The sequence below is a fragment of the Synechococcus sp. CS-1326 genome (assembly GCF_025128115.1).
Taxonomy (GTDB): Bacteria; Cyanobacteriota; Cyanobacteriia; order PCC-6307; family Cyanobiaceae; genus Regnicoccus.
On record NZ_JAHLYV010000033.1, the window covers coordinates 108,173 to 133,705 of the forward strand.

32 protein-coding genes are annotated in these 25,533 nt (G+C 64.5%); 19 read left to right on the forward strand and 13 right to left on the reverse strand.

Translation table 11 applies throughout. From position 1 onward, the window contains the following. Nucleotides 1-27 precede the first annotated feature (27 nt). On the forward strand, nucleotides 28-654 hold the full coding sequence (locus tag KQ307_RS13445; RefSeq protein ID WP_259728258.1) for a cytochrome b/b6 domain-containing protein: 627 nt from the start codon (nucleotides 28-30) through the stop codon (nucleotides 652-654). Continuing rightward, nucleotides 654-1,379: a molybdopterin-dependent oxidoreductase gene (locus tag KQ307_RS13450; protein WP_259728259.1), complete on the forward strand. Its 726-nt coding sequence runs from the start codon at nucleotides 654-656 to the stop codon at nucleotides 1,377-1,379. Before KQ307_RS13445 ends, KQ307_RS13450 begins: the two co-directional genes overlap by 1 nt. Before the next feature lie 144 nt (nucleotides 1,380-1,523). Here the strand turns inward: KQ307_RS13450 and KQ307_RS13455 are convergent, their stop codons facing one another. From KQ307_RS13455 to KQ307_RS13465, 3 genes are all read right to left on the reverse strand, one after another. Continuing rightward, a complete protein-coding gene (locus KQ307_RS13455; protein ID WP_259728260.1) occupies nucleotides 1,524-1,730 on the reverse strand; it encodes a hypothetical protein in 207 nt (68 codons plus the stop codon). After that, nucleotides 1,727-2,431, reverse strand: coding sequence for a YdcF family protein (locus KQ307_RS13460; protein WP_259703215.1), 705 nt, complete (start codon nucleotides 2,429-2,431; stop codon nucleotides 1,727-1,729). The genes KQ307_RS13455 and KQ307_RS13460 overlap by 4 nt, the downstream gene beginning before the upstream one ends. Nucleotides 2,432-2,998: 567 nt before the next feature. After that, nucleotides 2,999-3,982 carry a LysR family transcriptional regulator gene (locus KQ307_RS13465; protein ID WP_259703214.1) on the reverse strand — a complete coding sequence of 328 codons (984 nt, stop codon included), beginning with the start codon at nucleotides 3,980-3,982 and terminating at the stop codon, nucleotides 2,999-3,001. A 104-nt stretch (nucleotides 3,983-4,086) separates the two neighbouring features. Between KQ307_RS13465 and KQ307_RS13470 the strand changes: the two genes are divergently transcribed. Further along, on the forward strand, nucleotides 4,087-4,824 hold the full coding sequence (locus tag KQ307_RS13470) for an SDR family oxidoreductase (protein ID WP_259728261.1): 738 nt from the start codon (nucleotides 4,087-4,089) through the stop codon (nucleotides 4,822-4,824). 72 nt (nucleotides 4,825-4,896) lie between these two features. On the opposite strand, the gene KQ307_RS13475 is transcribed toward KQ307_RS13470, so the two are convergent. Both KQ307_RS13475 and KQ307_RS13480 read right to left on the reverse strand, forming a co-directional pair. Continuing rightward, complete coding sequence (locus KQ307_RS13475) at nucleotides 4,897-5,535, reverse strand: pyridoxamine 5'-phosphate oxidase family protein (protein ID WP_259703212.1); 639 nt, start codon at nucleotides 5,533-5,535, stop codon at nucleotides 4,897-4,899. Between the two features lie 15 nt (nucleotides 5,536-5,550). Beyond that, complete coding sequence (locus tag KQ307_RS13480) at nucleotides 5,551-6,156, reverse strand: glutathione S-transferase family protein (protein ID WP_259728262.1); 606 nt, start codon at nucleotides 6,154-6,156, stop codon at nucleotides 5,551-5,553. A gap of 163 nt (nucleotides 6,157-6,319) precedes the next feature. On the opposite strand from KQ307_RS13480, the gene KQ307_RS13485 reads away from it, so the two are divergent. Further along, nucleotides 6,320-6,913 carry a TetR/AcrR family transcriptional regulator gene (locus KQ307_RS13485; protein WP_259728263.1) on the forward strand — a complete coding sequence of 198 codons (594 nt, stop codon included), beginning with the start codon at nucleotides 6,320-6,322 and terminating at the stop codon, nucleotides 6,911-6,913. Here the strand turns inward: KQ307_RS13485 and KQ307_RS13490 are convergent. From KQ307_RS13490 to KQ307_RS13505, 4 genes are read right to left on the reverse strand one after another with little or no spacing between them, the layout of a single operon-like run. Continuing rightward, a complete protein-coding gene (locus tag KQ307_RS13490; RefSeq protein WP_259728264.1) occupies nucleotides 6,901-7,818 on the reverse strand; it encodes a hypothetical protein in 918 nt (305 codons plus the stop codon). The two genes, KQ307_RS13485 and KQ307_RS13490, sit on opposite strands and share 13 nt — an antisense overlap. A 6-nt stretch (nucleotides 7,819-7,824) precedes the next feature. Further along, nucleotides 7,825-9,072 (reverse strand): cytochrome c biogenesis protein DipZ, encoded by a 1,248-nt coding sequence (locus KQ307_RS13495; protein ID WP_259728265.1) that lies wholly within the window; start codon nucleotides 9,070-9,072, stop codon nucleotides 7,825-7,827. A gap of 21 nt (nucleotides 9,073-9,093) precedes the next feature. Further along, nucleotides 9,094-9,807: a DUF4079 domain-containing protein gene (locus KQ307_RS13500; RefSeq protein ID WP_259728266.1), complete on the reverse strand. Its 714-nt coding sequence runs from the start codon at nucleotides 9,805-9,807 to the stop codon at nucleotides 9,094-9,096. A gap of 3 nt (nucleotides 9,808-9,810) precedes the next feature. Further along, nucleotides 9,811-10,284 (reverse strand): DM13 domain-containing protein, encoded by a 474-nt coding sequence (locus KQ307_RS13505; protein WP_259728267.1) that lies wholly within the window; start codon nucleotides 10,282-10,284, stop codon nucleotides 9,811-9,813. Nucleotides 10,285-10,317: 33 nt separating this feature from the next. Between KQ307_RS13505 and KQ307_RS13510 the strand changes: the two genes are divergently transcribed. The 8 genes from KQ307_RS13510 to KQ307_RS13545 all read left to right on the forward strand — a co-directional run bounded on the left by KQ307_RS13510 (nucleotide 10,318) and on the right by KQ307_RS13545 (nucleotide 16,593). Beyond that, nucleotides 10,318-11,301 (forward strand): DMT family transporter, encoded by a 984-nt coding sequence (locus KQ307_RS13510; RefSeq protein ID WP_259728268.1) that lies wholly within the window; start codon nucleotides 10,318-10,320, stop codon nucleotides 11,299-11,301. An 82-nt stretch (nucleotides 11,302-11,383) separates the two neighbouring features. Beyond that, nucleotides 11,384-11,908 (forward strand): sigma-70 family RNA polymerase sigma factor, encoded by a 525-nt coding sequence (locus tag KQ307_RS13515; RefSeq protein ID WP_259728269.1) that lies wholly within the window; start codon nucleotides 11,384-11,386, stop codon nucleotides 11,906-11,908. Continuing rightward, entirely contained in the window at nucleotides 11,905-12,645 is a 741-nt protein-coding gene (locus tag KQ307_RS13520) for an anti-sigma factor (protein ID WP_259728270.1), read from the forward strand. The genes KQ307_RS13515 and KQ307_RS13520 overlap by 4 nt, the downstream gene beginning before the upstream one ends. Before the next feature lie 117 nt (nucleotides 12,646-12,762). Then, the gene (htpG, locus tag KQ307_RS13525; RefSeq protein ID WP_259728271.1) at nucleotides 12,763-14,652 is read left to right on the forward strand and encodes a molecular chaperone HtpG; all 1,890 of its coding nucleotides are present in this window, start codon (nucleotides 12,763-12,765) and stop codon (nucleotides 14,650-14,652) included. Nucleotides 14,653-14,724: 72 nt separating this feature from the next. After that, nucleotides 14,725-14,961, forward strand: a complete 237-nt coding sequence (rpmB, locus tag KQ307_RS13530) for a 50S ribosomal protein L28 (protein ID WP_259703201.1) — start codon at nucleotides 14,725-14,727, stop codon at nucleotides 14,959-14,961. Between the two features lie 19 nt (nucleotides 14,962-14,980). Then, entirely contained in the window at nucleotides 14,981-15,553 is a 573-nt protein-coding gene (locus KQ307_RS13535) for a peroxiredoxin (protein ID WP_259728272.1), read from the forward strand. Between the two features lie 116 nt (nucleotides 15,554-15,669). Then, nucleotides 15,670-16,197: a mechanosensitive ion channel family protein gene (locus KQ307_RS13540; RefSeq protein ID WP_259728273.1), complete on the forward strand. Its 528-nt coding sequence runs from the start codon at nucleotides 15,670-15,672 to the stop codon at nucleotides 16,195-16,197. 153 nt (nucleotides 16,198-16,350) lie between these two features. After that, a complete protein-coding gene (locus tag KQ307_RS13545) occupies nucleotides 16,351-16,593 on the forward strand; it encodes a hypothetical protein (protein WP_259728274.1) in 243 nt (80 codons plus the stop codon). Between the two features lie 153 nt (nucleotides 16,594-16,746). Here the strand turns inward: KQ307_RS13545 and csaB are convergent, their stop codons facing one another. Continuing rightward, nucleotides 16,747-17,793, reverse strand: coding sequence for a polysaccharide pyruvyl transferase CsaB (csaB, locus tag KQ307_RS13550; RefSeq protein ID WP_259728275.1), 1,047 nt, complete (start codon nucleotides 17,791-17,793; stop codon nucleotides 16,747-16,749). A gap of 70 nt (nucleotides 17,794-17,863) precedes the next feature. Here csaB and KQ307_RS13555 point away from each other — a divergent pair, with 70 nt between their 5' ends. From KQ307_RS13555 to psaK, 4 genes are all read left to right on the forward strand, one after another. Further along, nucleotides 17,864-18,169 (forward strand): DUF2499 domain-containing protein, encoded by a 306-nt coding sequence (locus KQ307_RS13555; RefSeq protein ID WP_259728276.1) that lies wholly within the window; start codon nucleotides 17,864-17,866, stop codon nucleotides 18,167-18,169. Continuing rightward, nucleotides 18,166-18,525 (forward strand): DUF3593 domain-containing protein, encoded by a 360-nt coding sequence (locus tag KQ307_RS13560; protein ID WP_259728277.1) that lies wholly within the window; start codon nucleotides 18,166-18,168, stop codon nucleotides 18,523-18,525. Before KQ307_RS13555 ends, KQ307_RS13560 begins: the two co-directional genes overlap by 4 nt. 4 nt (nucleotides 18,526-18,529) lie before the next feature. Then, a complete protein-coding gene (locus KQ307_RS13565; RefSeq protein WP_259728278.1) occupies nucleotides 18,530-19,645 on the forward strand; it encodes an ABC transporter substrate-binding protein in 1,116 nt (371 codons plus the stop codon). A gap of 89 nt (nucleotides 19,646-19,734) precedes the next feature. Then, nucleotides 19,735-19,992, forward strand: a complete 258-nt coding sequence (gene psaK, locus KQ307_RS13570; RefSeq protein WP_259703316.1) for a photosystem I reaction center subunit PsaK — start codon at nucleotides 19,735-19,737, stop codon at nucleotides 19,990-19,992. A 92-nt stretch (nucleotides 19,993-20,084) separates the two neighbouring features. On the opposite strand, the gene dxs is transcribed toward psaK, so the two are convergent. Then, a complete protein-coding gene (dxs, locus tag KQ307_RS13575) occupies nucleotides 20,085-21,995 on the reverse strand; it encodes a 1-deoxy-D-xylulose-5-phosphate synthase (RefSeq protein WP_259728279.1) in 1,911 nt (636 codons plus the stop codon). A gap of 97 nt (nucleotides 21,996-22,092) precedes the next feature. Between dxs and ilvA the strand changes: the two genes are divergently transcribed. From ilvA to KQ307_RS13590, 3 genes are read left to right on the forward strand one after another with little or no spacing between them, the layout of a single operon-like run. Next, nucleotides 22,093-23,655, forward strand: coding sequence for a threonine ammonia-lyase, biosynthetic (gene ilvA / locus KQ307_RS13580; RefSeq protein WP_259728280.1), 1,563 nt, complete (start codon nucleotides 22,093-22,095; stop codon nucleotides 23,653-23,655). A gap of 48 nt (nucleotides 23,656-23,703) precedes the next feature. Then, entirely contained in the window at nucleotides 23,704-24,309 is a 606-nt protein-coding gene (gene scpB / locus KQ307_RS13585; protein WP_259703192.1) for an SMC-Scp complex subunit ScpB, read from the forward strand. Between the two features lie 33 nt (nucleotides 24,310-24,342). Continuing rightward, complete coding sequence (locus KQ307_RS13590) at nucleotides 24,343-24,636, forward strand: YggT family protein (protein WP_259728281.1); 294 nt, start codon at nucleotides 24,343-24,345, stop codon at nucleotides 24,634-24,636. A gap of 31 nt (nucleotides 24,637-24,667) precedes the next feature. Here KQ307_RS13590 and KQ307_RS13595 read toward each other — a convergent pair whose 3' ends face one another. Both KQ307_RS13595 and KQ307_RS13600 read right to left on the reverse strand, forming a co-directional pair. Further along, nucleotides 24,668-25,144, reverse strand: coding sequence for a hypothetical protein (locus KQ307_RS13595; RefSeq protein ID WP_259728282.1), 477 nt, complete (start codon nucleotides 25,142-25,144; stop codon nucleotides 24,668-24,670). 17 nt (nucleotides 25,145-25,161) lie between these two features. Then, entirely contained in the window at nucleotides 25,162-25,491 is a 330-nt protein-coding gene (locus KQ307_RS13600) for a nucleoside triphosphate pyrophosphohydrolase family protein (protein WP_259703189.1), read from the reverse strand. Nucleotides 25,492-25,533 lie beyond the last annotated feature (42 nt).

Consider the following 25,533-nt stretch of genomic DNA (forward strand, 5'->3'; position numbering starts at 1 on the left):
GTACAGATCAGCAGACTCGCGCCTGCCATGGACGACACCAACGCGACAGCGCCCCCCCGGCCAGCTGGGATCCGGCACGCACCGATCTGGACGCGAGGCTTCCACAGCCTCAACCTGCTGGTGCTGGCGGTGATGGCGGCCAGCGGGCTGCAGATCTACAACGCCAATCCCGTCTTCGGGGGACGGGGCGGCGTCAACATGCCGGAACTGTTCACCCTGGGCGGCTGGCTGGCCGGCGGCCGCGACTGGCATTTCGGCTTCATGGGCCTCTACGCCCTCAATCTCGGCCTCTGGATCGCGCTGTTGATGAAACTCCGCCACCGAAAGCTGGCCGACCGCGCCGATCTCAGCACCCTGAAGGCCAGCCAGAACACCGGCAAGCGAAGGCTTTCGGCCCACCGGCTCACCTACACGCTGATGGTGATCCTGCTGGCCTTCGGGCTGATCACGGGCCTGGCGATGTACAAGCCGGCCCAGTTCTGGTGGTTGGCGGGATTGTTCAGCTTTGGCGAGCTCTTCGGCGCCACCAGCTGGCACACCCTGCGGGTGGCTCACTTCGCCACGGTCCCTGCCATGGTGCTGCTGATCGCTGCCCACATGGTGCTGTCTTGGCGGATCGGCGGCCTGCGGCTGTGGCGCTCGATGGCCCTCTGATGGGTGCATCTTCGCCGCTGTCCTATCGATGGCGCCTGAACCGTCGCCAGCTGCTCGGCCTGGGGGTGAGTGGCGGCTCCTCGTTGCTGCTGGGCGGCTGCGCCCTGAATGGCTTCAGCGAGCAGGTGGGGAAGGCCACCCAACCGCTCAATGAGAGTATCGAGGCGTTGCTGCAGGGGAAGGGCCAGGTGCCGGAGTTTCGGCGCGATCAGGTGGATCCCGCGGCCCTGCTGGTGAACAGTTTCAACGGCGTCCCCCAGCTCGACCCCGAGCGCTATCGGCTGCGGGTGGGGGGGCTGGTGCACCGTCCCCTGAGCCTCGATCTTGCCGCCCTGGCAGCTCTGCCCCAACAGGAGATCACCATCCGGCACGTCTGCGTGGAGGGTTGGGCCGCGATTGTTTCCTGGTCGGGTGTGCGGCTCGCTGATGTGCTGGCTTTGGCGGGGGTCTCGCCGTTGGGCGGGTATCTGGCGATCGAATCGGCGGATCAATACTTCAGCACCTGGGACATCGCCTCGGCCCTTCACCCCCAGACCCTGCTGGCCACCGGCATGAACGGAGCACCATTGCCGGCGGCGAACGGGGCACCGCTGCGGATCGCCACGCCGATCAAGCTGGGTTACAAGCTCAGCAAGTGGGTGACGGGGCTGAAGCTGATCGCCACACTGGAGGATCGGCGCGGCACCTGGGAAGATCAGGGCTATGAGTGGTTCGCCGGGCTCTGAGCTGGAAGGATTACGTGACAATGGCTGTTGAGCTGAGGATCGAATCCCCAGGCCAATCACCATCCCCTGCATCTTTTGCAGAGGGCTGATCACCGCTGATCTGATTCAGATCGCTTCAGATGAGTCTGGATTCGGTCATGCTTCTCAGCGAACAACGGCCTTCTCCTTCTGTTCGATGTGCCGCCCCAGCTTGCACCTCCAACCAAAAACCGCCACCGCTTCGATGGCGGGCCAACGAGCCATGAGCACCACGACGGTGCCCACGTTGATATCAGGCTGCTCCAATTGCTCCTGCCAAGGCTTCCGCAGTATGAATGAGTTCACTTGGACAATGCCAAGAAGCTGAATCACATCCGACCCTGAAGGCTGTAGAGCAAGGTGGCAGCGGTTTCGCGCAGTGCGAGGCGGTTGTGCTGGGATGGCGAGAGGGTTGGATCGGCGGCAATCGGGATAACCTGCAGGCCTTGTTGCTCAAAGGCTCGGGCGGCGCGGGGTAGCTGCCAGGAATCTGTGATCAGCAGCACGGGGGCACCGGGATGGTGCTGACGCAACCAGCGGTTAGTGAGAGTGGCGTTCTCCCAGGTGGTGCGGGCGCAGGAATCGCCGGCGATGCGGGAGGGCTCAATGCCGAGCTGCAACAGCCGTTCGGCGGTGCTGCGGTCGTCACCGGAGACGTAAACGGCAGACACCACACCCTGGCCGAAGCGTTCGGCGGCGGCGGCCGTGGTGGCTGCAGCCATGTCGGAGCCGCGTCCCACCAACACCACCACCGGAACAGCGGTGGTGGGCGCACCGGGAGCAGGCATTTGCTGATGCAGCCAGGCCTCGAGCAGCGTGGTGGCTTCAGGGCTGTAGATCGTGCTGATCGCGAGAGGCAGCAAAAGTACGAACGCCAGCAGACGGGCCCTGGAGAGCCGTAGACGCCAGGCGAGCAGAGCGGCAGCGAGCGCCACAAGCGGCAACAGCAAGGCAGGGGAATAAAGCAACTGCAGCAGCAGCTCGCGGAACTCGATCCAGGCCAGCGGGGTTGGGGGACAGGCGATCCATTGCATAGTTGACCTCAGTGGCTCAAGTGTGCCAAATGCAGCTCACACGGCCCGACCGTCGCCAGATCTGCACAGCCTGCTGATCCCCCCGGCATTGAACAGCCATTCAATGTGCCACTGGCACGAGATGGAACCATCTTAAGGAGCAGAGAACTGATTCCCGGCCAACACTCCAACGTACGCAAGGAGGCAGCGCGGCTGAACACCGAGCCCACTCCTTAGGAGAACCTTGTATCTACGGGAAAGCGAAAGCCTGAGGAGCTCTCAACCAACGTCCAGTGGCAGAAGTGCCTGACGTAGGACTGCAGTTGCTTAATGAGGTCGGAGTTGCAGGCGCCGGTCACGGGCAGCTACGGCCCGACGGGTAACGGTGCGTGCTGATCTCCAGCGTCACCATCAAGTTGTCAGAGTCCGAGCGCAGGCCTCGGATGTCATCGGCCCATCTGCTTAGCTGCAACGGTTAACGTGCAGCTTCTCAAGCATTCAGCTCTGTCGATGTTGTCGCCATCATGACGACCAGCCTCCTGGCCACCTGGTGGGTCTGCACACCGTTCACAGTTCATAATGATAAGCTTAACCAGCAGTGCCAAGCAGCTTCTTGTGAGCACATCTTCTTGATCGAGGAGGCATGACGTCCTTGCCTGGTCGAAGTGGATCGCTGGAGATCCATGGATGCTCTTTGAAGTGATGGCTGATTTCATCGATGAAGGCATGAACCCGGCTAGGAACGAAGCGATCCCGTCGGTGCAGCGCATGGATCGGTAATGGTTTGGGCTGGTAGGCCTCAAGAACAACCTGCAGCCGATCGGATTCGATCTCCTCGGCAACAAGCCAGACGGGACAGACCGCAATCCCCATGCCGGCCAGAGCGGCCTCCTTGATCACGGAGGAGTTGTCGGTTCGGAAGTTCCCCCCGACGCTCACCCCTAGGGGCCCCTGGAGGGGATGGTCAAAATGCCAGTCATTCAGCGTCGAGAGACGGCAGAAGATCAGGCAATTGTGGTCAAGGAGGTCGTCCGGGGTCTGAGGAACGGGCCGCGCTTCGAAATAGGCGGAGGCCGCCACGGTGACCCGTCGTGTGATGCCGATGGGATGGGCGATCAAGGATGGGTCGCTGATCTCTCCGATCCGAATCGCCACATCCACAGCCTCTTCCACCAGATCGATGAAGGCGTCGCTGAGCCTCAGATCCAATTGAATCCCTGGATGGCGCTCCATGAACGAGCGCACAAATGGCATGACCACTTGCTGGCCGAAGGCCACCGGACACGACACCCGCAAGCAGCCTTCCAGGCGGTTCCGTTGACCGACGCTGGCCGTTGCCGCTGCCAGCGCATCCAGGGCTGGTTGGCAATGGGCGAAGAATCGCTCCCCTTCTGGGGTCAGGCTCAACCGACGGGTGGAGCGGCGCAGCAGTTGCACGTCGAGGTTGCGCTCCAAGCTGGCGATCTGCTTGCTCACGGTGGGCTGGGACGTGCCCAGCTCCCTGGAGGCGGCCGAAAAGCTCCCCAGCTCCACCACCCGAACGAAGACCTGGAGCAGGGTCAGCCGATCCACGGTTCAATCATTCGCCAATGGAATTAATCCTAGTCTCATTGGCCCTCTTCTCAAATCCATGGGAATGGAACACGCTTTGGTCTGACCACTCAGCCAAGCGATCCATGGAGCTTTCGAACACCAGCGCCCTCGTCACCGGTGCCAACCGCGGCATCGGACGTGCCTTCGTCGAGGCCCTGCTCCAGGGCGGCGTGCGCCGCATCTATGCCACAGCACGCTCCCTGGAGAGCCTGCAGGAGCTTGTGGCCCTTGCCCCGGAGCGCATCCTGCCGCTTGCCCTCGATATCACTCAGATCGATCAGGTTCAGAACGTCGCCGCCATCGCTGGAGACATCTCCGTACTGATCAACAACGCTGGGGTGCTCGGCTCCGGCGGTTTGTTCACCCCCTCCAGTGTCCAGACGGCCCGCTGGGAAATGGAAACGAACTACTTCGGCACGCTGTCGATGGTGAGAACCTTCGCGCCGGTCCTGAAGGCGAACGGCGGCGGCGCGATCGTCAACATGATGTCTGTGGTTGCTGTCGCCAATGCACCGCTGTTCAGCTCCTATAGCGCCTCCAAGGCCGCCCTCCATTCGTTGACCCAGGGAATCCGTGCTGAACTGGCCGCCCAGGGCACCCTGGTGGTCGGGGTCTACCCAGGGCCCGTGGATACCGCGATGGCCGAGGGTCTGCCCGTGGAGAAGGTCGCCCCGATCGATGTGGCCAAAGCCTCCCTGGAGGCGATCCTTACCGGTCAAGAGGTGGTGCTGCCTGATCCCGTTTCGCAGCAGTCCTTCCAGGAGTTGCTGGCTCCGCTCAAAGCACTGGAGCTGCAATTCGGTGGCTGGATGCCCGGTTGAGCGCCTGGGCCTCAGGCCAGGGATTCTGCCGACACATCCAGCGGGGGACGTGAAATCCCATCAGCGGTTCCTTCAACGTTCGGGTTGCTGCGACGAAGGTTCGCGAACGGGATGCTGAGCCTGGAGCCGTTCGTGCTCAAGGACCGCGATGCGTTCCCTCAACGGCCGTTCCCGTGCCTCCAGCTCCGCCGCCGTGTAACGGGGGGTGATGAATTGCGGGCAGTTCCAGTCGAAGGCCTCCACCTTGATGCGGAAGAGGCGCTCAGGTTCTCCGGCCTCTGACTCATCCAGCCACAGCCGTTGCCGCAGAGATGAATCGCCGTCGAGTGAAACGACCGCGGCCTCGCCGTCAATCTTCAGTCTCCGCCTGGCGCCGTAATCCATCAGGAACAGAGCCACTCGCGGATCGCGGCGGAGGTGTCCCGTGGTGAGCAGCTGCCGGTTGCCGCCGTAATCGGCGAAACCAAGGGTGTGGTCATCCAGCACCTTCAGAAAGCCCACCGGGCCACCGCGGTGCTGGAGGTAGGGCGCGCCCGTCTCCGTGAGGCTGGCCAGGTAGAAGCTGTCGCGAGCTTGGATGAAGGCGGTTTCCTTCGCCCCGAGCCGATCGGACTCGGGGGCCGGTGGTACCGCCTGGCTCTGCCCGTAGGCCTGGCGCTGGGCCTCCCCCACGGCGGGGGTGAGATGGCGATGCAGGTAGTGCTGGGTCATCGGTGGATGCTCCGCTTAGGCCGTCAGGCCCACCATCGGGATGTAGCCCGGCAACGCTTTGATCCGTCCGATCCAGTCACGAACGTTGGGATAGGGAGCCAGATCGATACCCCCATCCCCCGCTAAGGCCACGTAGGGGAAAACGGCGATGTCGGCGATGGTGGGGCGATCCAGCTCCAGCCAGAGTCGATCGCTCAGGTGGCGCTCCAGCTGGTCGAGGATGAAGGCGGCCTTTTCCTTGGCGCGCTCGATCGGAAGGCTGGTGACCCCGAAGAGGTGGTGCAGACGGGCGCTCTCGGGGCCCTGTCTGACCTCCCCGGCGGCCGTGGAGAGCCAGCGCACCACCCTGGCCTGCGCAAGAGGCTCACTGGGGAGCCATTGGCCGTCGCCTTGGAGGGCCGCCAGGTAGAAGAGGATCGCCTGGGCATCGGAAAGGACGGTGTCGTCCTTTTCCAGAACGGGCACCTGGCCGAAGGGGTTCAGCGCGAGAAAGGGTCCGGACTTGTGCTCGCCCTGCATCAGATCGACGCGCACCCATTCGTAGGGAACCCCGAGAAGTTCGAGCAGCAGGCGCACCTTGTAGCTGTTGCCGGAGAGTTCGTGGCCGTGGAGACGAAGCATGGCAGTGAGGCGCGAAGGGGGGCAATGGCTCAGGTGAAGCCCCCGTAAAGGAAAAGGGGGGCCCACCGCACAGAACGACAGGAATCAGACAGATCGGTCTGTCTCTTCATAGACAGCAGACTGTTCTGTCTACTGTCTAGGCTTCGTTCACGACAGGAGCGCCATGACCGCCAGCGCCACCGCCAGCCGGGCTTCCGCCAAGCGTGAGGCTCTGCTGTGCACGGCCCAGGATCTCTTCTCGCGTCAGGGCTACAGGGCCGTGGGCATCGACACCCTGCTGGCCGAGGCCGGGGTGGCCAAAATGACGCTCTACAAGCAGTTCGGCTCAAAGGAGGAGCTGATCGCCGCCGTGCTGGAGCGCCTGGCCGGACAGATCAGCTCGGCGCTCACCGCCCGGCTGGCGAACGCCGCGGGAGGGAGCCAAGGCCGGATCCTGGCGGTGTTCGACTGGCTGGCGGACTGGGTCCGCTCCCCCGATTTCCACGGTTGTCTGTTCATCAAGGCAGCCAGCGAGTACCCCGAGGCCACCGATCGCCCCCGCCAGGCCGCGGAGACGTTCAAGGCAGGTTGCCGAGCGCTGTTGGAGGAGCAATGCAACGAACTCGGGATCGCTGATCCCTCTCGTCTGGCCCGTCAGCTGCATCTCCTGCTCGAAGGCGCACTCGTGCTGTCGTTCCTCGAGCGCGATCCCCGCGCCGCCACAGAAGCCCGGGAAGCCGCAGCGGTGTTGCTCACCGCTGCGGCTCACGGTTCCTGATCGTCCGGGACTTGAGAAGTTGCGATCGCTCGGGTGCGATGCAGGGCGTCGAGATCCACCCTGCGCAGCCCGCTGGCGTCTTCTGAAACCAGATCGGCGAACACCTGGCCTTCGAGAATGTCCTCGATCCGGTAGTTGTGAAGCTGCAGCAAGGGGGATCCGGTTACCTCATCGGTTCCCTCCACCAGCACCAGAATCGCCCCGCTGGCGCGGTGGATCGCCTCCACTCCATAGCGAACCAGCGGGCTTTCCACCGTGAGCGGGTGGCTGAGCACGGCGGTGAGGTGCAGCTGTGGTGTGCTGCTGTTGAGCAAGGGCAGCGGATGGAGGCGGCGCTGCACGATTCCGGGTTCTATTTCCTCATCGAGAAACAACACCATCGCGTAGGAAACCTTCAACCAATAGGTGGGATCTGCGGTCACAAAACGGCAGCTGAGATGGCCGCCCGGCAACCAGCTCAGACACAGATTCCGGCTGAACTGAAGTGGGGCATCCACCTTGGTGAAGCGCAGAAAAAACAGTCCCGTCACCATGGCGTTGGTGAGCAACCCGGCGATCCGCTGCAACGCAGCCAGGGCCAGGGTGTAGATCGAGGTGACCCTGGCGGATTGAAAACTGGCACTGAACAGGTTCTGAAGCGAAAACACCGCGCTGGCAGGCAGGCCCATGGCCCCATCTCCATCGAGATGGCTGGCATCCAGTTGAAAGGCCAGCGCAAAAATCACCACCTCGGCGATGTAGAGGCAGGTCATGGCGAGGAAGAACACCGGCCATGGCATCCGTAAGGCCATCGAAACCGGCTGGCGCCAGAGGCTCCTCCACGGACTGCGCTGGATTCCGAGACTGAGTCGATGCCGCCGGACCATCGACCGGAGGATCGGGGGAAGCAACGGGGCGATGCTCATGGTGCTTCAGGGCCTGACCAGACCGGTGGGCACATTGCGGAAGCCCGCTTCGCGCAGCAGCTGCTGAATCGTCTGCTCCGACTTGGCATAGGAACCTTCTCCGAAGTGGCTGGCGCGGATGCGTCCCTGATGGTCGATGAAGTAAAAAGCCGGCCAGTAGGTGTTGTTGAAGGCCTTCCAGATCGTGAAGTCGTTGTCGATCACCACCGGGAAGGTCACCCCCAGTCTGCCGCTGGCCTTGCGCACATTGGCGAGGTCACGCTCGAAGGCAAACTCCGGCGAATGCACCCCGATCACCACCAGACCGTGGTTCCTGTACTTCTGAGCCCAGGCCCGCACATGGGGAAGAGTGCGCACGCAGTTGATGCAGGAATAGGTCCAGATATCAATCAGCACCACCTTGCCCCAGAGCTGATCACGGCTGAGCGGTGGAGAATGCAGCCACACCGCCCCCTTTGGGAAGGGGGGCAGTGTGCCCAGAACAGGCAGGTTGCTCGCTGCGATCACAGCCGAACCCCCCGGTGGCCTGGTTGGCCCATGCCGGAGCAGGGTTTTCTCCAGGGCGTTGGTATCCGCCAGGGCGAACCGGGCCAGGGAGGCCTGATCAAGCCCCAGGGCGATGGCCCCCACGCTGAGCAAAACGGCGCCACCAAGGCCACGGCGCCACCAGACGGCAGCAGGCACGGCCCCCTTGAAGGCCAGAGCGAGACGACCGCCGGCCAGCAGGACAAGCGCCAGGGAGGTGACGGCTCCAAGGGCGTAGGCCAGTAACAGCAGAACCGTCTGGGGGGTGGCTCCCTGCAGTGCCGCGCCGGTTAGAACCAGGCCAAGAATCGGCCCGGCGCAGGGCGCCCAGAGCAGGCCGGTCGCCACGCCCAGCAGAACCGAAGCGGCAGGCCCCGTGCCGGATCCGTCCCGCCGCTCCTGGCGAAGCGCAAGCCGGCCCCCCAGACGCACCAAGGGTTGACAGATTCGCTCGGCAAATCTTGGCGCCACCAGGGCCAGTCCGAAGCAGCCCAGAAGCACGAGTGCCGCCGTTCGGCCGAGCAGGTTGGCGCGCAAAGCCCAGCTGCCACCGAGCACTGCCAGCAAAGCCACGGCGGTGAAACTGATGGCCATCCCCGCCAGCAGGGGCAGGCCGCTGCGGAGAAATGGCTGGCCGGCGCGGCTGAAGACGAACGGCAGGACCGGAAGAATGCAGGGACTGAGAATGGTCAGCCCCCCGGCCAGGAAGGCCAGCAGCAGCAGCACCATGGCGTTGAGGTGCGAGGGAGATCAGGGGGGCGGGGTTCCCGGTGCCGGGGCTGGGCACGTTTTTGCCTGGAAATCGCAGGCGTAGATCGTGGCCTTCTGCCAGCTGAGCGGGATTTCCAGCAGATCCCTGGGGCCGCTGATCCCCTGGGCCAGGAAGATCAAGGCGGCCAGGACGTTGGCACTGATATGCAGCCGGCGCCAGCGCAGGTGCTTGTGGATCTCGGGCCGGCAGGCCACCGAGAACAGCATCAGGCCGGCGAGGCCGATACCGCCCCAGAAGTGCGATTGCCAGAAGGCGGGATCAAAGGGGTTGTCGCTGAGCCGGAACACCTCCGGCTGCAGGCCAAGACCGATCACACCTGCCCAGCAGAGCAGGGCAAAACTGGTCCGATAGGCGGCTCGCTTCACCCTCCAGAGGGCCGCCAGGGCGACCCCGGATCCGATCAGCACCAAAAGAAGCAGCGCCAGCCTGGAAGCTCCCCCCTCGAAGGAGGAGAGGGGATGCTTGGTGACGATCACCACAGCTTCGGCGAGCAGCACGATCGCCACCACCGCAGCCGCCAGCCACTTGCCCAGATCGGCGTGATCCCGGCCCACCGTGGGCGGATGCTTGGCCTGGGTGAGGCGGCGGTCCCGGGTCTGCTGTGCCAGGCGCAGCACCATTCCCAGCAAGGGGTAAACCAGCACCACCGCCAGGGCCGGGTGGAGCAGCCAGAGCCAGTCGACGGATTGCATGGCTCAGGGCTTCAGCGGGGCCCAGGCCATCGTGGCGTTGAACTTCTTGCACCAGATCAGCACCGATCCCTGCTTGCCCAGGTCGATCGAGGCAGGAATCACATAGCTCTGGGCGCCGGCGGCAGACTTCAGCGAGGCCAGAATCGTGTAGGTGCCGGCCTTGAGTGGATAGCCGGGGGCCTTGGTGCTCGCCAGGGGGGTGGCCGACGGACTGAAGATCACCTTCAGGTCGGGAGCCATGTCATTGGTCTTGAAATCACTGCTGAGCACCAGCAGCTGCTTGCCGCCTTCCTTCTTGACCATGAAGCTGCCGCTGACCGGCGCTTCGGCCTTGCGGAAGCTGTGCTTGGCGGTGGCACCAGCCGGGGCCATCATCTTGTCGTCCTTCATCATGCTCTGGGCCTGAACGGGAACTGCGGAGCCGCCGATCATGGCCAGAGCCAGGGCGCTGATCAGGGTTGTCTTGAGAGCCGTCATGACGAATGCAGACTGAGAACATTCCCTCTACCGATGAACGAACCGATCGGATTGGTGCTCAAGGATCCGGCCTGGCGGAGCGTTCTGCCCCTCGGCCTGTACGTGTTGCTCAAGGGACTTGATGCAACGGTGCTCAAAGCCCTGCAGACCTATGGAGCCGCCCATACGGTGAACGGTGAAAACCCGATCAGCTTCTGCAACGTGTTTTTCGTGGCCCAGCTGGTGATCGGACTGGCCTCCCTGATCCCGGGAAGGGCCTCCATCGGGCCTGGGATGGCCCTGTTGAACGTGGCGGATCGAAAGCTGCTGTTCATCGATGCCGGGCTGGGGCTGTTCATCGGCCCGATCGCCTACTACTTCGCCCTCGAATCCCTGTCGGTGATCAGCCAGACCCTGCTGTTTGCACTGGTTCTGCCGGTCTCAGCCCTGCTGGCGCGCCAGTTTCTGGGCGAAAGGCTGCCACAGGGCTTCTGGCTCAGTCTCAGCCTGATCGCCACTGGGCTGTTGCTGCCAGGGGCGGCGATGGCGGCGGCGGGTGGACACGGCGATCAGCTGAGCGGCTACGGCTGGGCCCTGGTTGGAGTACTGGCCTTCAGCTCCACCGCCGTGACCGGTCGCAGCATCGCCACCCGGCACTGGCCGGCCGTGGTCACGGTGGGCATTCCCTCAACGATCTCGGCGCTGCTGTTCGGAATCATCGCTCTGGTGCTGTTCGGACCCGGCCACTTCCACCTGCTCAACCTGCGCTGGGTCGTGGGAGTGATCCTGATCTACGGCCTCACCCTCTCGCTCGGGAGCAGCCGGGCCCTGGCGCTGGCCTATCGCCACTGCAGCGTGGCGACCGTGTCGATCTGGGGTTCCCTGACGCTCGTGGTGGCGATCGCCAGCGCGGCTCTGCTGCTGGGGGAGCCCCTCGGCATGGCAACCATGGCGGGGGTGGTGATCCTGCTGGCCGGGATCCTGATCAGCCACCGTGCCAACCGATCCGATCCGGTCCTTCGCCGGTACATCTCCTGACGGTGCCGCCGCGACGGCCTGCATGGGACTCCGACCATCGATGGCTGATTCTCCGATCCGGGCAGCGTTGGACAAGGCGCTGATGGCACACCAGCCACCCCACGACGATCTGGCCGGCCTCTATGACGCCTGCTCAGGGCCGGTGTATCGCCTGGCCCTGCGGCTTTGCTGCTCCAGCCAGGAGGCGGAAGACCTCTGTCACGACGTCTTTCTGCGCTACTGGCAACAGGACCGCTACGAACCTTCCCGCGGACCGGTGCTGGCCTATCTGTTGTTGTTGACCCGCTCGATGGCCATCAACCGGATCAACCAGCGCAAGAACCGCTGGCAGCTGCTGCAACGCTGGTCACAGCAGTTGTTCCCCCGTGCTGGGCCCGGCCCCCAGGCCAGTGCCGAGGCCGAAGATCTGGCCGGCAGGGTTCGCACGGCTCTCGCGGCGATTCCGACCAATCAACGCGAGGTGCTGGAGATGGCTTACTACGAAGGCCTGAGCCAGTCGGCCATCGCCGAGCGGTTGCAACAGCCCCTCGGCACCGTCAAGACCCGCTCCCGACAGGGCCTGATCCGCCTGCGGGAGCTGCTGATCGATTTCCGGAGCACCCCATGAACCCCCACCCCCACGACAGCAACCCGGAGAGCTCAAGCGACGCCCTGCTGGCTGGCCATGCCCTCGGTGACCTGGATGCAGCCGAACGGGAGCAGCTCTCGTCATTGCTGCTTCGCAGGCCTGAGTTGCGCGATCGCCTCGGCGAATTCCAGACCACCCTGGAACTGCTCCCCCTGGCCTTGCCGGCGGCGACGCCACCGCTGCGCCTCCGCCACCGGCTGCTGGAGCAGCGGGGTCAGCAGCCAAGCCCGGCCAGGCCCTTCGTCTGGGGGATCACAGCCCTGCTGGGCGTCGCCGTGATCGGCCTTGGCCTCGTGCAGCAGCAGACCAGCCGGCAACTTGCCCAGCTTCAGAACCAACTCAGCAGCCAGGCTCAAGGTGAGATCCGCTCAGCCTGGCCAAGCAGCGCCACCGCGCCGAGGCGCCTGCCGCTGGAAACCACCACCGCCGGCCTCCCGACGAACGGGGAGGTGATGGTGACGGGCAACCCGACCCACAACGTGCTGATGTTGAACAATCTGCCGCCAGCCCCACCCCGACACTTCTATCGACTCTGGGCCAGGGTTGATGGCGAGCTGATGGGCTGCGTCTCCTTCGTGCCCACGGAGCAGGGCCATGTGGCGATGTTGATCCCACCGATGCCCACCAGCCTGGCCACCAGCGTGAGCGTGAGCCTGGAAACCGATCCGATCGGCCGTTCGCCCACCGGGCCGATGCTGCTCAGCAGCAGCCTCTGAAGCGAGCCTGGCTCAGGCCAGCGCGCCCGTGGTTCGGTCACCCCTCCTCCGGAGCCCTTGATCAGCTCCACAGCCTTTCACTAAGGTCAGCAAGACAAGATTCATCCTTCATTTGCCATGACGGTGCTGGAACAAGGCCAGATTCAGATCCACACCGAAAATATTTTTCCGATCATCAAGAAGGCCGTGTATTCCGGCCATGAGGTGTTTCTGCGGGAGCTGGTCAGCAACGGTGTCGATGCGATCAGCAAGCGCCGCATGGCCGCGATGGCGGGTGATTGCAGCGAGGGTGAGGAAGGCAGGATTCAGATCCGCATCAACAGGGAAGCAAAAACGCTCACCATCAGCGACAACGGCATCGGCATGACGGCCGATGAAGTGAAGCGCTACATCAACCAGGTGGCCTTCTCCAGCGCTGAAGAATTTCTGGAGAAATACAAACGCGAAGACGATGCCATCATCGGCCACTTCGGTCTTGGCTTCTACTCCAGCTTCATGGTGGCAGCCAAGGTTGAGCTGGTGAGTCTCAGTGCCCGCGCCGGCTCCGAGGCCGTGCGCTGGAGCTGCGACGGCTCCCCCAACTTCAGCCTCGAATCGGGCGAGCGCGCCGAGCCCGGCACCGATGTGATCCTGCACCTGCAGGAGGAGGAACTGGAATATATCGAGCCCTCCCGCATCCGCTCGCTGATCACCACCTACTGCGACTTCCTGCCGGTGGACGTGCAGCTGGAAGGCGAAACGGTGAACAAACGCCAGGCACCCTGGCGCCAGAGTGCCCGCGATCTCACCGACAACGACTACATCGAGCTCTACCGCTATCTCTACCCGTTCCAGGGTGATCCGCTGCTCTGGGTGCACCTCAACACCGACTACCCCTACACCCTGCAGGGCATCCTCTACTTCCCCAGGCTCACCGGCCGGGGCGACTGGGAGAAGGGCGAGATCCGCCTCTATTGCAATCAGGTGTTCGTTTCTGATTCGATCAAGGAGGTGGTGCCCCGCTACCTGCTGCCCCTGCGTGGCGTGATCGACTCCCCCGATATCCCCCTCAACGTGAGCCGCTCAGCCCTCCAGACCGACCGGCGCGTGCGCTCGATCGGTGGCTTCGTGGCCAAGAAGGTGGGGGATCGGCTCAAGCAGCTCCAGAAAGACGACCCCCAACGGTATGCCGAGATCTGGGAGGGGATCGCCCCCTTCATCAAGATCGGCGCCATGGAAGATGACAAGTTCGCCGAGCAGGTGGCCGATCTGGTGCTGTTCGGCACCACAGCCGCAGCCGCCGAGCCCGAGCCGATCGCCGTTGAGGGGAAAACCTTCACCACCCTCTCCGCCTACCGCAATCGCCTGGCGGCCGAAAACGACAAGCGCATTCTTTATTGCACCGATGAGGCTGGTCAGGCTGGCGCTCTCTCGCTCTGGCGGGGCCAGGGCGCCGAGGTGCTGCTGGCCGATTCGCTGATCGATGCCCAGTTCATTCCCTGGCTGGAAGCGCGCCACGAGGAGCTCACCTTCCGCCGCGTCGATGCCGAACTCGACGACAGCCTCCAGGAGAAGGAGAGCGAGCTGATCGATGCTCAGGGGAAGGACAGCTCCGAGCAGTTGCGAAGCCTGTTCAAAGCAGCCCTCGCCAACGACAAGGTGACCATCCAGGTGCAGGCCCTCAAAGGGGATGTCGCGCCGGCCGCGCTGATCCTGCTGCCGGAGCAGATGCGACGCATCAACGACATGGGCGCGCTGATGGAGCAACGGCTTCCTGGCCTGCCCGATCACCACGTGCTGCTGATCAACCGCCGCCATCCCCTGGTTGAGGGCCTGCTGAAGCTCTCCGCCGGCTCGGTGATCACGGGGGCCGGCAGCTCCCCCAGCCAGCAGCTGGCCGACGACCTCGGTCGTCACATCTACGAGCTGGCCCGCCTCTCGGTGGGGGGCCTGGAGCCCAGTGAGCTGGCCGGCTTCCAGCAGCGCAGCTCCGACCTGATGGGACGGCTGATGGCGCGGGGGCTTTGAGGCCCCGCCTCCGGTTTGCTAAGTTCGTTACCTCGGGCTCAGCCCGTTTGTCATTTTCAACGGCTGAACGTCATGTCCCGGGTCTGCCAACTCACCGGTAAGCGTGCCAACAACGGCATGGCCGTCAGCCATTCCCACGTGCGCACCAAAAAGCTCCAGCAGGTGAACCTGCAGGAGCGGCGCCTGTGGTGGGCCGAAGGCAACCGCTGGCTGAAGCTGCGTGTGGCCACCAGCACGCTTCGCACCATCCAGAAGAAAGGTCTTGGCGCCTACGCCCGCGAACTGGGCATCAACCTCGCCAAGATCTGATCCGGCCGTTTCTGTAGCCGTGAATCGTCGTTCGCTGCTGACAGGTGCCACGGTTCTCGTGGCTGCTGTCATATGGCGACCTTCTGAGGCCCTGGCCATCGGAGGGGTTTTGCCAGAGCTGGAGCAACCGGCCCCGGATTTTCTTCTGCCTGCCTTCACAGCCGGTGCAGACGCCCCGAAAGAGCTTGCGCTCGCCGACTTCCGGGGTCGCTGGCTGGCACTTTACTTCTACCCCAAGGATTTCACCGGCGGCTGCACGATCGAGGCACGCGGTTTCCAGAACGACCTGGCCCGCTTTCATGCCCTCAACGCTGACGTGGTCGGGATCAGCGCCGATGATCTCAGCGACCATGCCTCCTTCTGCGACAGTGAAGGTCTGAGCTATCCACTCCTTTCCGACCCCGACGGGACGGTGAGCCAGCGCTACGGCTCCTGGCTGCCGCCCTACTCCCAGCGCCACAGCTTTCTGATCGATCCCGATGGAATCCTGCGGGCCCGATGGGTGGCAGTGCGCCCCAACGGCCACAGCCAGGAGCTGCTGAGCGAGCTCAAGCGGCAGCAAAGCCTCCAGCAGCCGTCCCAGAGCAGCTGAGCGGGGGGTCGGCAGACCGCCAGGGCCCTTCAGGGAACCATCAACAGACCTCGACATTTCGTTGACTCCTGCCCCTGGCACCCTTCAGGGTGTCAGCAGTTTCTGGTTTGTTTTTTGTGCCCACCAGCATCGCGCTGATCACCAGCATCGTCGTTCCGTTTCTGTTCAAGCTCGTCGGGGCTGTCGCCCTCTGGATTGCGGGTGGCTGGCTGATCTCCCTGGCCGTGCGTCTGCTACGCAGCTCCCTGCGCCACAGCAGCCTCGATGCCACGGTGGTTTCCTATCTGCTCAACATCCTCGCGGCGGTGTTGCGGGTGATCCTGGTGGTGGCGATCCTCGGTTTCTTCGGGATCGAAACGGCCAGCTTCGCCGCACTCCTGGCCGGTGCCGGTGTGGCGATCGGCGCGGCCTGGAGCGGCATGCTCGGCAACTTCGCCGCAGGCGTCTTCCTGCAGGTGTTCAGGCCGTTCAGTGTGGGGGACTTCATCACGGCCGCAGGGGTGACCGGCACCGTGGAGGAGATCGGCATGTTTGTGAGCTCCGTTCTCGCCCCGGACAACGTCCGCAACATCATTCCGAACGGAAAGCTCTTCAGGGCACCTCGAAAAATTGCCCAACTTGCCCTTGCCAGCAGGAGTGAGTAAGTGCCTGCAATGCTTCTCGCGTTGCCTTCTTAGTGTGATTGGGGATTTTTCGAGGTCTCCTTCAGCGAAACGATTCAGAATTACTCCGTTCACCCCTTTCGTCGGGTCGAACTTGTCGCCCAGCTCGACAACAGCGCTGATGTGGGGCGGGCTGTGGCACTGCTGAAGGAGGGCCTCCAGCGGATTCCGAATCAATACGAGGGCATGACCGGGGATGTGGAAGTGCTCGAATTCACCGAACGGGGCCCGAAACTTGCCGTGCGGCCGTACACCCACACCGACCACTACTGGCAGGTTTATTTCGACACCAACCGCATGATCGTCGAGGTGCTCGGCAGCAACGGCTTCCCGGTGCCCCGCATTCCCGTTGCCATGGCCGATGTTTCCAGCAACTGAACAGTTGGCCACTCACAACCGCTAAGGCGAATCGAAGAATCCCAGGCTGGCCAGCCACCAGGCGATCGCTCCGAGTGGGATCAGCACGCTGAGCAGGATCTGTAGCTTGACGCGATTCATCGGTTTGCAGGCAGCACCGTCGGTGCGTTGTGGTCAGCTGAGGTGGGTCTGCAGCAAGGCACGGTGCACCTGGGTCTGCTGACGGATCTTCTCGATCCTTCCAGCCTGAGGCGGACGATCGACGGCATCGTGCCAGTTTGCCGCCAGATCGGCCGCATCAGGCCACTGGCGTTCGATCCCATCCAGATCTGTGCAGGGGCAGCCGATCGATTGCGCGGCAACACTCACCTTGGGGTCGTAGCTCAGGGCCGCACAGGGAGCCCCGGAGAGGGCCGCCAGGATCAATCCATGCAGGCGCATCGCCACCACCAGCCCTGCCCTGGCAAAGCAGGCCATCGCCTGCTCAGGGCGCTCAACCGGCCATTCCTGGCTGCGGGCGACCAGCGATGGCGGCAGCAGCCCCTGCTGGATCAGCTCAGCAAGCAGTCCATGGTCCTGCTCGCGATGGAACGGCAGCCAGAGCACGGGGCGATCGAGGCGAGAGGCCAGCCCATCGATGGCGGCCAGCAGCAACCTCCAACCGGCCGGCTTCAACAGGGAACTGGAGCGCCAGCACAGCACGATCGCCCCTCCAGACCCCTGCCAGGCCATTGGCGGTAGTGACCAGACCGGATCGCTTCCGACCGGTGCCTCGGTGCCCCAACCTGCCGCCAGTGCAGCCGACTGTGGATCCCGCCAACTGATCGCTCGCGCTACGGGCAACAGACGCGAGACGAGCCAGCGGCTGGAGCGGCGCTGCAACGGGCCCAGACCCTGTCCCCAGAGCAGCACTGGCTTGCCCTGCAGACCTGCGCTCACGATCAGGGCGGCGTAGTACAGCAGGCTTCGGAAGCTGGTGGCGTCCTGCAGCAGGCTGCCTCCGCCGAGCACCAGGGCATCGCAGCCGGCCAGGGCCTGCAACACCGTCTTGAGCCGGCGCCGCGGACAGGTGCTGACACCGAAGCGCTGCTCCACTTCGGCCTGGTCATGAGCCGTGACCAGGGGATCGACACCCTCGGGCAACTGCAGCAGCAGCGCCTCGAGCAGGGCGTCATCGCCAAGGTTGTGCTCGCCGTAGTAGCCGCAGAGCAGGGGCTGCATAGGAGGGGGGAGTGGCAGCGCTGCCGGCCCAGGCTCCGTACATTACGGATCACCCAGGGCACCGCCAGCCATGCACGCCCTCTCTCTGCCCACCTGGTGGATCCACATCGCTTCGGTGATCGAGTGGAGCCTGGCGATCGTGGCAGTGGTGCACTGGGGGGAGCGGCAACGGGAGAGGGAATGGCGCTGGATCGCCCTGGCGATGCTGCCTGCCCTGATCAGCGCGATGGCTGCCTGCACCTGGCATCTGTTCGACAACCCTGATCAGCTCAAGGGGCTGGTGGTGCTGCAGGCGTTCACCACCCTGATCGGCAACGGCGCCCTGGCCGCCGCCGCCTGGAATCTGCTGCCGGCAGAGGGGGAGAAAGGAGCATGAGCGGGATCATCGCCAGCACCGGTGGTTGGCTGCTGGAGCCTCTGGCCACCCTGGACCCCGGTCCGTTGTTCGTGCTTTCGCTGCTGCCCTACCTGGCCTTTCTGCGCTGGGCCGGCCGCAGCGGGCGGATGCCCAAGCTCGCCCTGCGGGGGTTCCAGTTCACCTTGGTGTTCGTCGCCGTCACGATCGTGGCGGCGGTGATCGCCCAGCAGCAGTTCGGCCGACAACTCGCCGATGTGGATGGCCTCCATGGTGGCGCCGAAGCGTTCCTGACCATCGGCAACCTGATGATCCTGCTCGGCTTCCGTCAGCCCCCAGGCCACGGCGCCGACATTCCCGACCAGCCGGACCCCTGAGCCGATGAGCCTCTTTCTGCGCTCGCTGCTGAGCCATCTCCTGCTCAGCGTGGCCATGGCGGCGATGGGCTTGCCTGCCCAGGCCGAATCCCTGCCTGTGCTGCGGGTGGGGGTGACCGATGGATCCCAGCCCTGCAGCTTTCGGGAGGGGGGCATCTGGCGTGGCCTGGCGGTGGATCTGTGGAGCCGGATCGCCACCGAGGAAGCCCTGCCCTATGTGATCAAGGCCCAGCCGGACACCAGGGCCCTGCTTCAGGCTGTGCAGAGCGGAGAGATCGACCTTGCCGTCGGCTGCCTGAACGTTTCGCCGGAGCGGTTGCAGCGGGTTCGCTTCACGCTCCCCTTCCAGGAAGGTGGTCAGGCCGTGCTGGTGCAGCGCAGCCGGATCGACGTGGGCCGCGCCATCCTGCTCTCCCTGTTCAGCCCCGATCTGCTTCGCCTGCTTGGCGGCTTCCTGGCGGCAACAGCTGTGGTGAGCATCGCCCTCTGGCGAATCGAAGGCCTTGGCCGCCAGCCCAGCACCGAACGCGACGGGCAACGGCGTTCGTTCGCCAGGCTGTTCCAGATCCTGGCGACCGGGCCTGGCACCAATACCGTCGCCCAGACCACCCGCGGCCACAGCCTGGTGCTGGTGAGTTACCTGATCCGCATTGTCTCGGCATCGCTGTTGGTCAGCTTCGTGACCCTCAATGTGGTGCGGCAGCCCCAGTTCGGCGGCAAGGAGGCGATCCGCTCCATTGACGATCTCGCCGGCCTGCGGGTGGCGGCCAGACGAGGCAGCGTCAGCGAGGAACTGCTCAAGAAGCTCAACCGGGCAGGCGCCAGCCCACCGGTGCGAATCCTCCCCCTCCAGACGATCGAGCAGGGGGGGCGCCTGCTGCTCAACGATCAGGCCGACGCGATGCTGGCCGACGAACTCCAGCTGGAGTACCTCAGCGGCCAGTTGGCGGGTGCCCGCCTCGATCGGGTACTGCGCGGCATCAGAACCGAATCCCAGGCGTTCGCCCTGGCGCCAGAGCTGCCGGAGGGGATCGTTGAGCGGATCGATCTGCGCATCAGCGAACTCAAGCGCAATGGTGTGGTGGCGGAGCTGCGTCGCAACGCCCTCAGCGCCCGATGAGCAAGCCGGCCCTCCGGTGAACAAGTCTTAAGGAGTGGTGATGGCAGGGATGTTCCCCCGGAAGATGGGTCGTTGGTTACTGATCCATGATGATCGCTCCGCTTCTGGCTCTGGCCCCCGCCACGATCGCCTGGTCACCGAAGGTGGCCCTGGTGATGATCGTCTGCAACGTGATTGCCATCGCGATCGGTAAGGCCACCATCAAATACCCATCCGAGGGTGCCGCCATGCCCAATCCTTCCTTCTTCGGGGGCTTCGGCATCGGCGCGGTGCTGGGCACCACCAGCCTTGGTCACATTTTCGGCATCGGTGCCATCCAGGGCCTCGCCTCCCGCGGCGTGCTCTGAATCTCCGCAACCTGTTGGACTGGACCGGGGCACGCGCCTCGGTCCATTTTTATGGGCGGTTGCTCTGTGGGTCGAATCCCACCAGGCGCCGATCAGACGACCAGCGGCTGGCGCTGGAGGCCAAGGGCAAAACGCTGACGGATGCGGTCTGCCATCTGACCAGGGGTGAGAGCCAGGGAGAGCTTGCTCTGGGCAGGGCTGGCGTGATCCACCAGTTGATCGGGAATGCCGATCCGCAGCACCGGAACAAGAACATCGTGGTCATTGAGGGCTTCGACAACAGCAGAGCCGAAGCCGCCCGGCAGGGCACCCTCTTCCATCGTCACCACCCGACCGATGCGACGGGCCAGGGGCACGATCAGTGACTCATCCAGTGGCCGCAGGAAGCGGGCGTTCACCACCGCCGCCCTGACACCCTCTTCCTGCAGCAGGCCGGCCGTGGCCATCGCCGGAGACACCATGGCCCCATAGGCCACGATCAACACGTCATCGCCGTCGGCGAGCTGCTCTCCCCGACCGATCTCAAGAGGTTCCCAGCCTTCCTCGGCCAGGGGCACGCCTTCGCCTTCGCCACGGGGGAAACGAATCGCACAAGGTCCGCTGTGGCCGATCGAGGTGACCAGCATCCTCTGGAGCTCGGCCTCGTCCTTGGGAGCCATCACCGTGAAATTGGGAATGGCCCTGAGGTAGCTGATGTCGTACTGGCCCTGGTGGGTGGGGCCATCGGCACCGACGATGCCGGCCCGGTCAAGCACGAAGGTGACGGCAAGATTCTGGATGCCCACATCGTGAATGAGCTGATCGAAGGCACGCTGCAGAAAGGTGCTGTAGATCGCCACCACAGGCTTGAGCCCAGCCGTGGCCATGCCCGCCGCCATCGTGACGGCGTGCTGCTCAGCGATGCCCACATCGAAATACTGGTGCGGCAGGGCCTTTTCGAGCAGATCCAGGCCGGTGCCGGTGGCCATGGCCGCCGTGATCCCGACCACGGTGGGATCGTGCTCACAGAGCTTCACCAGGGTCTGGCCGAACACCTTGCTGTAACTGGGTGGTTTCGGCTTGCTGGAGGGGAAGGCCTTGCCGGTCTTGAGGTCAAAGGCCGACTGGGCGTGGTAACCCACCTGATCCGCTTCGGCATAGGGATAACCCTTACCCTTTGTGGTGGCCACATGCACGAGCACAGGGCCCTCACAGCGATGGGCCGCCTGGAAGATGCGCACCATGTCGGCGATGTCATGGCCGTCCACCGGACCCATGTACGTGAAGCCCAGCTCCTCGAACACCGCACCCACCTTGGGCACCGAGAGACGTTTCATGCTCTCCTTGAGGGTTTTGAGTTCCGCCGGAAGCTCACCGTGCAGGAATGGCAGATGCTTGACGGCCTCTTCGGCACTGCCGGAGAGGAACTGGAGGGGGGGGCTCAACCGCATGCGGTTGAGGTAGGTGGACAGGGCTCCCACAGGGGGTGAGATCGACATGTCGTTGTCGTTCAACACCACCAGCAAGCGGGTTTTCGGCAGGTGGCCGGCGTGATTGATCGCCTCCAGGGCCATTCCACCGGTGAGGGCACCGTCGCCGATCACCGCCACGCAGCGGAAGTCTTCACCGCGGCGGTCGCGGGCCAGAGCCATGCCGAGGGCCGCCGAAATGCTGGTGGAGGCATGGCCGGCGCCGAAATGGTCGAAGCGGCTCTCGCTGCGCTTCAGGTAACCAGCCACCCCGCCCTGCTGACGAAGCGTATGGAACTGGCTGTAGCGGCCGGTGATCAGCTTGTGGGGGTAGGCCTGATGGCCGACGTCCCAGACAACCCGGTCGGTGTCGAGGTCGAGGGTCTGATAGAGAGCCAGGGTGAGCTCCACCACCCCCAGACCCGGACCCAGGTGACCGCCACTGGTGGAAACCACCTCCAGATGCTTTTCACGGATCTCGCGGGCGACGACCTCGAGTTCGCCGATGCTCAAGCCATGCAATTGGTTGGGATGGCTCAGCTCACTGAGGTGCATGCCCCTCCCCGTTCTTTGATGATCAATCTACGGCTTCCATCAAAAGGTGCGGGCCCGGCCAAGACTGAGCCGCTGCACCTGTTGCCACACTGATCCGATGGACGATTATCTGCAGCGCATCCTGCGGGCCAGGGTCTACGACGTGGCGATCGAGTCGCCGCTTGAACTCGCCCCCAACCTCTCGCAGCGTCTGGGCAACTCTGTGTTGCTCAAACGGGAGGATCTGCAGTCGGTGTTCTCGTTCAAGCTGCGGGGGGCCTACAACCGCATGGTGCAGCTCTCGCCCGCCGAACTGGCCCGGGGCGTGATCGCTGCCAGTGCCGGCAACCATGCCCAGGGCGTTGCCCTGGCCGCCGGCAAGCTCGGCTGCCGGGCGGTGATCGTGATGCCACTCACCACCCCGGAGATGAAGGTGCGGGCCGTGGCGGCCCGCGGCGCCGAGGTGGTGCTGCACGGTGACACCTATGACGAGGCCCACGACGAGGCCCGCCGCCTTGAAGCCAGCGGCGGCATGACCTTCATCCACCCCTTCGACGATCCGGACGTGATCGCCGGCCAGGGCACGATCGGTCTGGAGATCCTGCGCCAGGCCTCGCCGCCGCCTGACGCGATCTATGTGGCCGTCGGTGGTGGCGGTCTGATCGCCGGCATCGCCGCCTACGTCAAGAATGTCTGGCCCGAGGTGGAGATCATCGGGGTGGAGCCGGTGGACGCTGACGCGATGACCCGCTCCCTGGCTGCGGGGGAGCGGGTCAGCCTGCCGGAAGTGGGATTGTTCGCCGATGGCGTGGCCGTCCGCCAGGTGGGGGTGCACACGTTCGCCCTGGCCCAGCGCTATGTCGATGCCATGGTGACCGTGGGCACCGATGAGATCTGCGCGGCGATCAAGGACGTTTTCGAGGACACCCGTTCGATCCTGGAGCCGGCCGGTGCCCTCGCTGTGGCCGGAATGAAAGTCGACGTGCAGCGGCGCGGCCTGAAGGGGCGCACCCTGGTGGCGGTGGCCTGCGGCGCCAACATGAACTTCGCCCGTCTGCGGTTCGTGGCTGAACGGGCCGAACTGGGCGAGGAGCGCGAAGCGATGCTCGCCGTGGAGATTCCCGAGCGCACCGGCAGCCTGCGCCGGCTCTGCGAGCAGCTGGGCCAGCGCAGCCTCACCGAGTTCAGCTACCGGATGGCCGACCCCAACGTGGCCCATATCTTTTTAGGGGTGCAGATCAGTGGTCGCGACGACACGGAAAGCCTGATCGAGCAGCTCAGGGCCGCGGGTTTTCCCTGCCTCGACCTCAGCGGCAACGAACTGGCCAAGCTCCACCTGCGCCACATGGTGGGGGGCCGGCTGCCCCTTGGCGCGGCACCGCAGAAGACCGGCAGCGGCCTGGAGTTGCTCTATCGCTTCGAGTTTCCAGAACGACCCGGCGCCCTGATGACCTTCCTGACCGCCCTGCATCCCAACTGGACGATCAGCATCTTCCACTACCGCAACCAGGGTGGTGACGTGGGGCGGATCGTGGTCGGGGTGCAGGTCGCGGCCGAGGATCGCCAGGCCTGGCAGGACTTTCTCGACGGCCTGGGCTATCGCCACTGGGATGAATCCGCCAACCCCGCCTACCGGCTGTTCCTCGGGGCGGCCCACAGCCCACTGCCCGCTCTGGCCTGAGCCGGAACGGCTGCGGTACCTTGCCGGGAAGCCATGGGGTCACCGGCCATGTCGAGCCATGCTCCTGCTCCCGCCTCGCCTGAGCCGCCCTCCTGGCCCGATCGAACCGGCGCTGGAACGTCGGGCGGCAGCGTTTCCCTCGCGGCGCGGCTGGAGGCGATCCTCTATCTCAAGGGTCGGCCGCTGGATCTGGGCGAACTGACCGAGATCGCCGCCCGCGATCAACCAGGGCAGGTCGGCCGAGAAGACGTGGAACTGGCTCTGATCACCCTGATGGCCGACTACGCGCACCGCGACACGGCCCTGGAAATTCGTCAGGACGGTCTGCGCTACAGCCTGCAGCTGCGTGAGAGCCTCGGCGATCTCGTGCAGAACCTGCTGCCGGTTGAACTTTCCACCGCCACCCTGCGCACCCTGGCCACCATCGCCCTGAAGAAACGCCTGCTTCAGTCGGAGCTCGTTGAGCTGCGCGGCTCCGGGGCCTATGACCACATCAAGGAATTGCTGGCCCAGAACTTCATCGAACGTCGCCGCCAGAGTGAGGGACGCTCCTACTGGATCAGCCTGAGCGAAAAGTTCCATCGCACCTTTGCCGTCAAGGCGGAGCTGGCGGAGCGGGCCCTGGCTGGTGGCAAAGGGAGCCAGGCTGCATAGAGTCGGGAATCGATTCAGATTTCCGGCAGACCCGTGACCATCCTCAGCTCGATCCTTGCCGTTCTGGCCCAGACCCTCAGCATCTACAGCCTGGTCCTGCTGGTGAGGGTGCTGTTGAGCTGGTTCCCGAACCTGGACTGGAGCAACCCGGTGCTCTCCACGGTCAGCTCGATCACCGATCCCTATCTCAATGCCTTCCGCGGTCTGATCCCACCGCTGGGTGGGATTGACCTCTCGGCGATCATCGCCTTCCTGGCGCTCAGCCTCGCCCAGGGGCTGCTCGGCAGCCTGAGCGGTTCACTGATGGGGGGAAGCTTCGGCTACTGAGTGGGGCTTCGGCGGGCAGGTCCCCGAAGCCTCAGCCGGCTTCGGCCAGCTGTTGCTCCAGCGGCAGCAGCTCGTCATCCAAGCCGGCCCGCACCCGCACCGGAGCGTTGAAGCCCCTCGCCTTCGCTTTGCTGACGCTGAACGGGCCAGGGGTTCCGGCCGGCACCGCCAGCCTCAGGGCAAAGCTGGAACGTCCTGGGGGCACATCACCGATCGAGCCCACCCGGGAGCGGTTCTGCAGCACCGGTTCGCCGCTCGCGTCGAGGATCACGGCGAATACATCGGTGTCGACAACCGGGCGTGAGCCGGCGTTGATCACCACCCCGCGCAGGGCGTAGCAACTGGCACCGGTGGGACGGCGCAGCTCCGGCTGGGCTCCGGCATCCCCCGTGGGACAGGGCTCAAGGCTCACCTCGCTGACAACCAGATCAGTGGCCCCAGCCGGGGCCGCCGGCAGCAGCAGGATCAGCAGGCCGAGCAGAACGGCGGCAAGAAAATGACGGCCCATGCAACCATGCTGGCAGTTCAGCGGCGGTCGCCACTGCCCCCGATCACATCCCGCTCGGCGCGGCTCGCCAGCTTGGCGAGATTGGCCGTGGCGATCGTCTCGAGATCAAAGCCGAGCTCACTGGCCAACTGGGCGACGTACCAGAGCACATCGCCGAGTTCGAGCTTGATCGCCTCCCCCACCTCCGCATCGAAGTGACCGCCGCGATCCCTCAGAACTTTCTTGACCTTGTCCGCCACCTCACCGGCTTCACCACACAGTCCAAGGGTGGGATAGATCGGATTGGCTCCCACCTGGGGATAGCGGGCGGTTGAACGGGCCTTGAGCTGATAGTCGTTCAGGTTCATCGGGTCCGTTGTGGCGGCGCGAAGGCAGGACCGGATGGTAGT